Source organism: Nostoc sp., from assembly GCF_036917235.1.
Classification (GTDB): Bacteria; Cyanobacteriota; Cyanobacteriia; order Cyanobacteriales; family Nostocaceae; genus Nostoc.
Map to the genome: position 1 here is coordinate 1 of NZ_JBALDU010000055.1, position 11,535 is coordinate 11,535.

Sequence of the window (11,535 nt, forward strand, 5' to 3'; positions counted from 1 at the left end):
TCCTTCCATCACAATTGCTCAAAGATTTCTCTCTAATGATATTGACAAACTTCTTGCCCTTGTGGAATGAATCAGCCCTGCCTTATAAAGGGGGGAAACTTGAAATCTTGCCCCCTCCCCTTGTAAAGGGGAGGGTTGGGGAGGGGTGATTCAAAGATTTTTGCAAGAGGTCTTCTCTATCTCCTATTTTTCTTACTTACCAATTTTGCTGCCTAGTACCCACTCGTCTTTATAGATGCTGATAGACAAAGTTGATTGAGACTGATTTCTGAGAAATTACAAAAAACAGCAATTGATGCACTAGCATTTCAGATAAAACAAGCAACTCCTCTGATGCATCCTGTATTTTTAGAAAGGCTTGTTATGGCAGCCCTCACATGAGTTACATCTTCGCCTGTAGCCCCTCACCGCAACGAGATGTAACTCACTCAGACGATAAACACTATAATTCTTTTGCTAGTGTTAGCTTATCTAAATATTAGTATAGCTAATAATATGTAAAATCAAGTATTATTTTGAGATTTTTAGAATATAAATTATTAGATAATTAAACAGGATAATTTACACACATATTTTCTATGTACCTTATGTTCTATTTTATTATCTAAGCAAGAAATTTATTTTTTACTAATAGTATTTTAGGTATTTTGTTTAACAGAAATAGCAATTTATACAAGTAATTGTAGCCTTAAATATTTTAAAATGCTCTAAATCTATCGATAAACAGAACTATATTAAAAATTTTCTTGAAATTTGAAAACTATACACTATTTGAACTATGAGCTTTAGCCGCAGCCCTGGTTGGATTCACGGTGGCGATCGCTTTGCAGATCCGAGAGATTTTACCAATAGCCCCCTCTCCCAAACATTTCCTGATTTCCTGTTCCATATTTCTCATTTATATGCAATTCTTAATATTATAGCTATTAACTCCGGCAAGTCGATTGATATATAGTATTTTGTATCCTGGCTTTTGCAAAGCAATGCTCATAGCTCTGCAATACTCTAGGCAAATCACTGTCAAAAGGCTATAGAAATATCACAACCTTATTAAGCATCCCAACAAAAAGTAGAGCAAACTGTATGACGAAATATGTAAATCTTGGCAAAACTGGACTCAAAGTATCCCGGATTACACTAGGCACGATGACTTATGGTTCGCGTAAACTGCGCGAATGGGTATTAGAAGAAGAAGAAAGTCGTCCATTTATCAAACTGGCTTTGGAATTGGGGATTAATTTCTTTGATACCGCCGATGTCTATTCTTTGGGTGCTAGTGAAGAAATTGTCGGACGAGCGCTGAAAGACTTTGCTAAACGAGATCAAGTTGTGATTGCTACTAAAGTACATGGCAAAGTCGGCGATGGCCCAAATGATCGAGGACTATCTCGCAAACATATTTTTGACAGCATTGATACTTCTTTGCGGCGGCTACAAACTGATTATGTAGACTTGTACCAAATTCACCGTTGGGACTATGAAACACCAATTGAAGAAACCCTAGAAGCACTGCATGATATTGTCAAAGCAGGTAAAGTCCGTTACTTAGGGGTTTCTAGTGTTTATGCATGGCAGTTTGCTAAAGCCCTTTATACAGCAGACATTCACGGCTGGACTCGTTTTGTATCAATTCAAAATCACTACAACCTAGTCTATCGGGAAGAAGAACGAGAAGTGATACCCTTAGCCCTAGATCAAGGGATTGGTATTATTCCTTGGAGTCCTTTAGCGCGGGGCTTTTTAGCAGGGAATCGCAGTAAGTCAGATCATGGCCAAACACTGCGGGCAAAAACTGACGAATTTGCTCACAATCTCTACTATCAAGATTCAGATTTTAAAGTAGTCGATCGCGTAGTTGAATTAGCCGGAAAACGGGGTGTGAAACCCACACAAATTGCCCTAGCTTGGCTATTGCATCAACCAGGTGTAACATCTCCGATAATTGGCGCTAGTAAGATAGAACATCTTAAAGAGGCTGTGGAGGCGGTGGATTTAGAGCTTTCTGATGAAGAGCGCAAATTCTTAGAAGAACCTTACACACCCCATCCTATACTAGGGCATCAGCACCCATCTGGAAATCGCCCGTAGAGTAATCTTGCACTAGGCGATTGGAAGTCACGGCTACATAGGCAAAACCCGCATACGCGGGTTAAAAGCCTTGATTTTACCTCTTTTTACAGCAATTCCAAATTCGGAATGTAGCGGGAGATACAGATAAAATTATAATGATCGGCATTGCCTTTGCTACCACCTAAACAGAAATTTTGAAGTATGTTGACGAATTAATTTTGGGAAACTTTCTTATCCTAAACTCATATTATTTATCATGTATAAACAGGAAGTTATCGATTTCTACAACGCTAGGACGAATTATGATAATGATGCCACTCGCAATCGCGCGATCGCACTTTTTGACTACGCAACTCCATTTCCTGGGCAATCCGTTTTAGATGTTGCAACGGGAACAGGAAATATTGCGATCCAAGCTGCTAAGAAAGTTTGCGCAAGTGGTTCTGTGATTGGAATTGATATCGCAACAGAATTACTCAAGATTACTCAGCAGAAAATTCAAGCCGAAAACTTATCCAATGTTCAGTTAATTGAAGTCGATGCCGAAGCATATCAGCCTGAATCGAATGAGTTTGACGCGATCTATTGTTCTTACGCGATCGTGCTTTTTCCCAACATTCCCACGATACTCGGAAGTTGGTATCGTTGTCTCAAATCCGGCGGATTCATTGCATTTACCTGCTCGTCTGAAGATTCATATTTAGCATTGTCGATCGTAGAAGCCTGTGCAAAACATGGAATCACACTTCCCAATCTGCACGAACCATTGGGAACACCAGATCGAATTCAACACGTATTAACTCAAGCCAAATTTAATCAAATCGAAATTCATCCCCAACAGATGGGAACTTATCTGGGCTTAGAAAAAGCCCAGAGCAGATGGAATGGGCAATTCTGGCTACATACCGATAATCCTCTGCGGGAATTAAAACCGGAAAAAATTCGCCAGATTAAAGCGAGTTATGACGATGAGATTGCTGCACTAGAAACTGAGCAGGGCGTATGGCATAAGGAATTGATTTACTACGTTGTTGCTCGTAAACCATAAGCATCATTGCAGATATAGTATCTTGTCTTTACGAAAAGCTACGCAAAGCGCGTCTACTCTATTTAAGCCGAACTTCCGCTTTCTCTAGTTATGCCACACTAGTTTAAAACCCTATTGCTGCTTATGTTTCATTCAATCTTGCATTATCCTGTCTTGCCCTGTTCAAAATTCTAAGTTGTTGAGTTGGATCTTTGTCAGTCCCTCCCATTTTGCCATGATGCCAACCCATGTTACGGGTGTAACTACCCAGCAAGTTTTGGGTAATTAACTCTTCTGTATCAACCTCATCATCCAGTTCGGCATAAGGCGACACATAAAGCGCATCAACAGGGCAATACAACTCGCACAAAAAACAAGTCTGACAATCTGATTTACGAGCAATTACAGCTATTCCATCGTCTCCAGAATCAAAGACATCGCGCGGACAAACTTTTACGCAGATATCACAGCCGATACAGCGATCGCTATCAACAATTTCAATCATTACGCTACCTCTTGCAACTGATTTTCTGCGGCGACAACCACAACATCATCGATACCACTGGTAAATATTCTTCTTGTTTGTTGCACGTCAGTTTTTGTAAAATCTGTGCGTCGGTGCATTCCTCTACTTTCTTTACGTGCATCCGCACTCGCCCAGATCCAGCGAGCTGTAGCTGCCATCGCCGCAGCTTCCCGTGCGCGTAGAGCATTGCGACCTTCACCTACTAGATAATCTCGAATATCTGCCCATACTGCATCCAAACGTTGACATGATAGTGCTATCCTCCCTCCAGAACGAAAGAAATTAACATCAAGCGGCAAGGTTTCAGCCTGAACAGCACTAATCGCTTCCGATATTAACTCATCCTCTAGCGGCTGTTTACGGGGACGCAAACCTGCTTGACCTAAACCACGAACCAAGCGTGTCCCGGCTTTGTCGCCTAAAGAGGCAGCAAAAAGTGCTGCTGCTCGGCCACTCCAAGTCCCACTAGCGATCGCCCAGGATGCATTAGGGCTTCCCCCTCCTGAAACTGCCCCTGTAAGATTTTCCCGAGAGGCTGCATCACCTGCGGCATAAAGTCCCGGCACTTTTGTAGCGCAATCATTGTTGATGATTTCCAGCCCACCTACGCCGCGAACAGTTCCTTCGGAGCGTAGCGTCACTGGGAAGGGTTGCTGGAATGGATCTAATCCAATCCTCTCGAATGGTAGAAAGCAGTTAGGTTGACCCTGGCGCAACCATTCATGTTCAATAGGGTTGCCACGATTCATCAGGGCATACACTTTTTCACCCGCAACCAACTGGCGTGCAATACGTACAGCTCGGTCTTCCCCACTTTCCGGTAAGGGAGAGCCATCCTCCAGATAAAAACTGGCGAAGGTAAAGGTCAATCCCTTGGTCACGGAAGTATGAGCAGGTGACAAGCCATATTGTGAGGAAAATTCCATTCCAGATAGTCTGACTCCTGCCTCTGCTGCCATGAGATAACCATCACCTGTATTACCATCGCAACCTAGTGCATGAGACAGAAAAGCGCATCCACCGGTCGCCAGCACAACGGCACCTGCTCTGACTTCCCAGCGATTCCCTGTGCGCGGATGAATACCTGCCGCACCTGCGATCGCACCATCAGCCCAAAGTAGTTCGAGTGCGGGATGATGGTCAAGAATGCGTACACCAGCTGCGATCGCTCTATGTCGCATGAAGCGCATATAATCTGGCCCGCGCAAGTTAGCACGGTAGGGATTGCCCTGCTCATCAAAAGGAAAAGGATAGCCGTTATCCCCTAAATCTTCTAAACCTATTTGTGCCTGCTCAATCACACGCTGTAACCAACGGCGATCGGCAAGTCCTGATGAGCGAGACAGCCGACGCTCAATTTCTGCATCACGTTCTGCGCCTTTGGGAAGATACCATGTCCCAGTATTGGATGGAGCTGTTGCCCCTGATGTACCGCAATACCCCTTATCCGCTAGGACGACACGGGCACCTTGCTTTGCTGCTGAAAGTGCTGCCCAAGTACCAGCCGGCCCGCCACCCAGAACTAAGACATCAGTGGTAATTACACTCTGTGCTGCCGAGACTTGAAAAGTTTTTGTACTCATATTATGGCTGTATAAATTTGTTTAGTATCCTGCTTCCTTATTAACTACATTCCGTAAAGGCTTATTGCCTCGGTAACGTTCTAAGTTATCAAGGAACAAGTCTTTAATGCGTCCTTTTAATGCTGGGGAAATTGCGGAAGTATGGGGTGTAATAAAGAGGTTAGGCAACGACCATAGAGGACTTTCTGGCGGTAGTGGTTCAATAGAAACTGTGTCTAATCCTGCACCTGCAATCCAGCCTTCAGTGAGAGCCTTAGTTAAGGCTGATTCATCCACAACCGCACCTCGACCGACATTAATTAAATAAGCATGACTGGGTAGCGATCGCAGTACAGTTTCATCAATTAAGGCTTTGGTTTCTGGTGTTAGAGGTGTCGCCACAATTATATAGTCAACTTCTGGCAACAATGCGTGCCATTCATTTGTGCCGACGATTTTATCAAAATTTGGTAGAGGTTCAGGACGACGACGACCACCCCAAACTCTCGCCCCAAATGGTTTAATACAAGCTGCGATCGCTTGGCCTATGTTTCCAGTCCCAAGAATTAACACAGTTGAATTTGCTAACTCTGGTAGTACTAACCAGCTTTTTCGCCAAGTACGTTGGTCGTGAGCAGCTTGCAATTGCCGTAACTGTTTGGCGTGATAGAGGATCAAACTTAAGACAAATTCCGAAATCGGAATCGCATGAACCCCCGCGCCATTAGTCAGAATAATATCGTGTTCGAGAAAAATCGGTGTCAAAATGTGATTTACACCAGCACTAGGAGTCTGTTGCCAACGTATTCCAGGAGCAGCCGCCAGCACCTTATGTAGAGTGGTCGGCTTCAATTTAAACCCATTAAGATAAATTTCAGCATCACTGGGATCGTTATCAAAATTACCATCACTATCTACCCGCACAAATCTTGTATCCGATGGTAGGTGTGGCTCAATCTCGGTAGTAAGTTCTATGGGTAAAATTAGTTTGACCACGGGTTAATCCTTGACGCTAAATAGTCAATGGGCATGGAGAAATGCAAGCAATATATCAAAGGAAGCGATCGCCACTGAAAGTATAGTACTATAAATCGATAAGTTTGCCGTATTATACAATTAATCAACAAAGTTGTTTCTCTCCTGCAATGCTGGATTGCTCATGCTGGCTGACTATTTACATCTAAAAATCAATGAAAGCCTAGATTGTTAGCTTTGCTAAGTTTTTTAAAAAAAGGCTAAAAATTTCCGTTTCTTAATCCTAGTCATCTTCAATTGGCAACTTACTGAGTATCGATAAGGAAATTCATTAAAATGACGCAGAAACTTGCCCAAACGCAATACCCTGTTCATGACTTGATCCAGAGTCGTTGGAGTTCTAGAGCTTTTGCCGATCGCTCAGTTGAGCAGGATAAACTACTCTCATTGCTAGAAGCAGCTCGTTGGGCACCTTCTTCCTACAATCATCAGCCTTGGAGCTTTATTGTTGCCACTAAAGATGACTCAACGGAATACAATCGTCTACTTAGTACCTTGGTTGAGTTTAATCAAGGATGGGCAAAAAATGCTCCGGTACTGATACTTGCAGTCGCTAAAATCCTTACTGACGACGGAAAAACAAACAGACATGCATTTCATGATGTCGGACTGGCTTTAGAAAACCTGATCCTTCAGGCGACTTCTCTTGGTTTATTTGCCCATCAAATAGCGGGATTTAATGCAGATACCGCGAGAGAAATATACCAAATTCCAGAAGACTATGAGCCTGCAACTGTGGTGACAGTTGGTTATCCTGGCGATCCCCAAAGCCTCCCTGATGGACTACGCGATCGCGAACTGGCTCCACGTGTCCGCAAGTCGTTGAAAGAATTTGTCTTTACTGGACAGTGGGGACATACCTCAGCCTTATTGAAAGACTAAAGATCGAGGCTGAAGTATGTAGATACATTCGACATACTCCAAAGCAGAACGCGAAGGAAATTTACAAAAAAGAATTACTATATGACCCAAGAAAATTGGGCTGCGGTTGATCGCTATATCACCGACTTGTTTGTTCAGCCCGACCTCGCCCTGGATACAGCGCTGCAAACTGCTGCCGATGCAGGGCTACCACCGCACAATGTGTCACCCAATCAGGGCAAACTGCTGTTGCTATTAGCGCAAATTCAGAAGGCGCAAACGATCCTAGAGATTGGTACATTGGGCGGTTACAGCACGATTTGGCTAGCGCGATCGCTACCTGCTGACGGTCGCTTGATCTCGCTGGAGGCTAACCCAAAGCACGCCGAAATCGCCCGTAGTAACATTGCACACGCTGGTCTGTCCAACCTCGTAGATATACGCCTCGGGCGGGCGCTGGATACATTGCCACAGATCGCCACCGAAGGACACGATCCATTTGACCTAATCTTTATTGATGCTGACAAGCCAAGCAATCCCGATTACTTGGCTTGGGCGCTGAAGCTTTCCCATCGTGGTAGCTTAATTATTGCCGATAATGTTGTCCGTAATGGGGCGGTGGTCGATGCTGCTAGTAGTGATAGTAGTGTGCAGGGGATACGCCGCTTCAACGAGCTACTTGCAGCAGAACCGCGTGTGAGTGCTACAGAGATCCAAACCGTGGGTAGTAAAGGTTACGACGGCTTTGCGATCGCGATCGTGACTAGCGACTCTTGAGTTGCAAAAGCGATCGCCCGTTACATCGGCTGTTTTTCCCATACCTAAAGACTTGTATTCACTAATAACCCATTTAAGATGAGCAAATCGAAGCAATTAAAACTAGGTGCTTTCATGCGCCCGGTAAGCATACATACAGGTGCTTGGCGCTATCCTGGGGCTTTGCCTGACGCTAATTTTAACTTCCCAGCGTTGAAACGATTCATCCAGAAACTAGAGCAAGGTAAGTTTGATGCATTTTTCATGGCTGACCACTTAGCGGTGCTGAATATGCCAATCAACGCATTGAAGCGCAGCCATACTGTCACATCCTTTGAACCTTTCACCCTACTTTCTGCCCTTGCCAGCGTTACCGAACACATTGGGCTGGTAGCCACCGCTTCCACAACATACGACCAGCCTTACCACATTGCTCGCCGCTTTGCGTCTCTCGACCATATTAGTGGCGGTCGCGCTGGCTGGAACATCGTCACCACTGCCAATCCAGACGCAGCGCTCAACTTTGGTTTAGAAGAAGAGGTAGAGCATGATGAACGCTATCGGCGGGCTAGAGAATTTTATGATGTTGTCACGGGTCTTTGGGATTCCTTTGCTGACGATGCGTTTATTCAGGACGTGGAAGCAGGAATTTATTTTGACCCCGCAAAGCTTCACGTTCTGAATCATCAGGGAAAATATCTCTCGGTGCGAGGGCCATTGAACATCGCCAGACCTGTCCAAGGCTGGCCGGTAATCGTCCAGGCAGGCGCATCCGAAGCCGGACGGCAATTAGCTGCCGAAACCGCCGAGGCTGTGTTTGCACCTGCTAGTAATCTGGAGGCTGGCAAAGCTTTATTTGCGGACATTAAGGGACGAGCGCAGGCAATCGGACGTGACCCAGACAGCATAAAAATCCTTCCAGGTGCTTTAGTCATCGTGGGGGAAACCGTCGCCGAGGCACATGCCAAGCGTCTTTATTTAGATAGCCTAGTACATTATGACAGTGGAATTGCTAGCCTAAATAGTGCGCTTGGCTACGACGTTTCGGGTTTTGATCCCGATGGCCCCTTGCCAGAAATCCCACCGAATAACGCTGGTCACTCTTCACGAGAAAGAGTAATAACCTTAGCGCAACGTGAGAACTTGACTATTCGACAACTGGCGCAACGCATTGGCAGTTACGGCGGACTGGCCTTTGTCGGCACACCCCAAAGCATCGCCGACGAGATGGAGCAATGGCTGACTGAGGAAGGGTCTGATGGCTTCAATGTTATGTTCCCTTTTCTTCCTGAAGGGCTGAATGATTTTGTAGACAAGGTTGTGCCAGAACTCCAACGCCGTGGGATTTTCCGCCAGGAGTACGAAGGCAAGACGCTGCGCGAAAATCTGGGACTTGCTCGCCCTACTAACCGTTTCTTCCAGCCCACAACCGCATCTGTCAGCTAAATGTAGCTATTCCAAAAATATTCAGAGAGAAAAACCATGACCCACATTGAAGAAAAAGCTTTAGATTCCACCTTTGAGTTCTCTGCTTCTGTCACAGCCAACTCTCCCGAATTGCAAACCTTGTTGGATTTTATCGCGCTGGGGGCAACGGAGCGCGATCGCGATCGCATCCTGCCTTTTGATATCATCGACCTAATTAGGCGATCGCGCTTAGGTGCATTACGCATCCCCGTTGCTGAAGGTGGTGGTGGTAGTTCAGCGCGGGAACTATTTGAGGTGGTGATTCGTTTGGGAGATGCCGATCCGAACGTCGCTCACATTGTGCGGAATCATTTCTCCGTGACCGAGCGAATTTTGCGCGCTCCCCGCAGTGAGCTAATTACTAGTAACCAATTTGCTAGACATAAATAGACAATCATGGTCAAATATTTGTTGCTTTCTAGACATTTTCTCGATAGCATCACTTAAGCTATTAGCGTTTAATTCAAGGGAGCATCTTCTCCAACCACTTTAACGCTGTTTTTGTAAGAGTTAAAGTGGTTTTATTTTTTGGTTCACCATAGATTGTTTTACCAGACATATTGACTTGCTTGTATACTACGTGTAGTATGCTTTGATACCACATTTGAAAAGGTCGTGTCAAATGCTTTTATCCATCAAAACAAAGCTCAAACTAAGTCAAGTCCAAAAAATAATCATGAGTAAACACGCTGGGATTGCGAGGTTTACTTATAATTGGGGTCTTGCTACTTGGAACAACCTTTACAAAGACGGATTAAAGCCTAACAAATATCTCCTGAAAAAGTTCTTTAACAACCACGTTAAACCAGAATTTACCTGGATTAAAGAAACTGGTATTTGTCAGAAAATAACTCAATACGCCTTTGATAATCTTGGTGATTGTTTCTCTAGATTCTTTAGTGGAAAAAGTGGATATCCTAACTTTAAAAAGAAAGGACATCACGACGCTTTCACTATTGATGCTGGTGGTAAACCTATTCCCGTAGGCGGGAAATCAATAAAACTGCCTACAATTGGATGGGTAAGAACTTACGAGGGTTTCCCTCACACTACTTGTAAATCAATGACAATATCACGAACTGCTGATAGTTGGTTTATTGCCTTCGCTTATGAGCAGGAGCGCGTTCCAACTGTTAAGCAACACGATGTTGTTGGCGTTGATTTAGGTGTCAAGGAACTGGCTACACTCTCTACAGGTGTTGTGTTTCCTAATCCCAAGCATTACAAAACTAATCTAGAAAAACTGAGAAGATTATCTAGAAGGGTTGCCAGAAAAAGCAAAGGGTCTAACAACCGATATAAAGCTAAAATTCAACTCGCTAAACATCATTCTAGGGTAGCTAATCTCCGAAAAGATACGATCCACAAAACCACTAATTTCTTATGCAAAAACCACGCTCATATTGTAGTAGAAGATTTAAAAGTTTCTGGGATGTTATCTAACCATAAATTAGCTCAAGTAATTGCTGATTGCGGTTTTTATGAGTTTAAACGTCAGTTGGAATATAAAGCTAAAAAGTTTGGTTGTGAAATAATTATTGCAGATCCCTGGTATCCATCCAGTAAAACCTGTTCCAATTGTGGACATATTCAAGATATGCCACTCAAAGAAAGAACCTATAACTGTGGTAGTTGTGGTCATTCAATGGACAGGGATTTAAACGCTGCAATAAATTTATCGAGGTTGGCTAAACCTTGAAAGCTTACTGAGGGATAACCGCTCCCATGCTCCCAGTGAAGTAAGAAATAAATGTCTAGACTTGTCTAGGATTTATATAGCAGAGAAACCGCCGTTGGCTCAAGGCGGTCGTTGATGGAGCGATTATCGGACTCGCTACCACCGAACTGGAAGTGAAGCGATCTGGTGGCGGTGCGGTGGTAAATACAAAATTAACACCCGATAACGGCGGCTATCGTCTCAATGGTAAAAAGTATTACAGCACTGGTAGTATTTATGCAGACTTGATATTTGTACGCGTGTTAACACCCGATGACCCTATAGCATTCATACTCATTCCTACTAAGTGTGAGGGAATTGATCTGATAGACGACTGGGACGGCTTTGGGCAACGGTTGACGGGTACGGGAACGACTACGTTCGCTAATGTTCGGGTCGAGGCAGATGAAGTAATTCTTGATACAGATACAGATACAGATACAGATACAGATACAGATACAGATACAGATACAGATACAGATACAGATACAGATACAGATACAGATACAGATAC

11 protein-coding genes and 1 pseudogene are annotated in these 11,535 nt (G+C 44.1%); 9 read left to right on the forward strand and 3 right to left on the reverse strand.

Annotated elements, in window-relative coordinates:
* Positions 1-778 precede the first annotated feature (778 nt).
* The 3 genes from V7K44_RS17025 (at position 779) to V7K44_RS17035 (ending at position 3,118) form a co-directional block, all read left to right on the forward strand.
* Positions 779-955, forward strand: coding sequence for a hypothetical protein (locus V7K44_RS17025; protein ID WP_334933119.1), 177 nt, complete (start codon positions 779-781; stop codon positions 953-955).
* A gap of 128 nt (positions 956-1,083) precedes the next feature.
* Positions 1,084-2,088 (forward strand): aldo/keto reductase, encoded by a 1,005-nt coding sequence (locus V7K44_RS17030; RefSeq protein ID WP_334933120.1) that lies wholly within the window; start codon positions 1,084-1,086, stop codon positions 2,086-2,088.
* A gap of 238 nt (positions 2,089-2,326) precedes the next feature.
* Complete coding sequence (locus V7K44_RS17035) at positions 2,327-3,118, forward strand: class I SAM-dependent methyltransferase (protein ID WP_334933121.1); 792 nt, start codon at positions 2,327-2,329, stop codon at positions 3,116-3,118.
* A gap of 121 nt (positions 3,119-3,239) precedes the next feature.
* Here V7K44_RS17035 and V7K44_RS17040 read toward each other — a convergent pair whose 3' ends face one another.
* The 3 genes from V7K44_RS17040 to V7K44_RS17050 are packed head-to-tail and all read right to left on the reverse strand — an operon-like array spanning position 3,240 to position 6,181.
* Positions 3,240-3,602, reverse strand: a complete 363-nt coding sequence (locus V7K44_RS17040) for a 4Fe-4S dicluster domain-containing protein (RefSeq protein WP_334933122.1) — start codon at positions 3,600-3,602, stop codon at positions 3,240-3,242.
* Positions 3,602-5,206 (reverse strand): FAD-binding protein, encoded by a 1,605-nt coding sequence (locus tag V7K44_RS17045; protein ID WP_334933123.1) that lies wholly within the window; start codon positions 5,204-5,206, stop codon positions 3,602-3,604. The genes V7K44_RS17040 and V7K44_RS17045 overlap by 1 nt, the downstream gene beginning before the upstream one ends.
* A gap of 21 nt (positions 5,207-5,227) precedes the next feature.
* Positions 5,228-6,181, reverse strand: a complete 954-nt coding sequence (locus V7K44_RS17050; protein WP_334933124.1) for a D-2-hydroxyacid dehydrogenase — start codon at positions 6,179-6,181, stop codon at positions 5,228-5,230.
* Positions 6,182-6,496: 315 nt separating this feature from the next.
* Here V7K44_RS17050 and V7K44_RS17055 point away from each other — a divergent pair, with 315 nt between their 5' ends.
* The 6 genes and pseudogenes from V7K44_RS17055 to V7K44_RS17080 form a co-directional block, all read left to right on the forward strand.
* Entirely contained in the window at positions 6,497-7,102 is a 606-nt protein-coding gene (locus tag V7K44_RS17055) for a nitroreductase family protein (protein WP_334933125.1), read from the forward strand.
* An 81-nt stretch (positions 7,103-7,183) separates the two neighbouring features.
* A complete protein-coding gene (locus tag V7K44_RS17060; protein WP_334933126.1) occupies positions 7,184-7,858 on the forward strand; it encodes an O-methyltransferase in 675 nt (224 codons plus the stop codon).
* Between the two features lie 78 nt (positions 7,859-7,936).
* Positions 7,937-9,283, forward strand: a complete 1,347-nt coding sequence (locus V7K44_RS17065; RefSeq protein ID WP_334933127.1) for an LLM class flavin-dependent oxidoreductase — start codon at positions 7,937-7,939, stop codon at positions 9,281-9,283.
* Between the two features lie 36 nt (positions 9,284-9,319).
* Positions 9,320-9,694: a hypothetical protein gene (locus V7K44_RS17070; protein WP_334933128.1), complete on the forward strand. Its 375-nt coding sequence runs from the start codon at positions 9,320-9,322 to the stop codon at positions 9,692-9,694.
* A gap of 232 nt (positions 9,695-9,926) precedes the next feature.
* Complete coding sequence (locus V7K44_RS17075; protein ID WP_334933129.1) at positions 9,927-11,003, forward strand: RNA-guided endonuclease InsQ/TnpB family protein; 1,077 nt, start codon at positions 9,927-9,929, stop codon at positions 11,001-11,003.
* A 152-nt stretch (positions 11,004-11,155) separates the two neighbouring features.
* A pseudogene (locus tag V7K44_RS17080) lies at positions 11,156-11,535 on the forward strand (hypothetical protein); the annotation flags it as partial.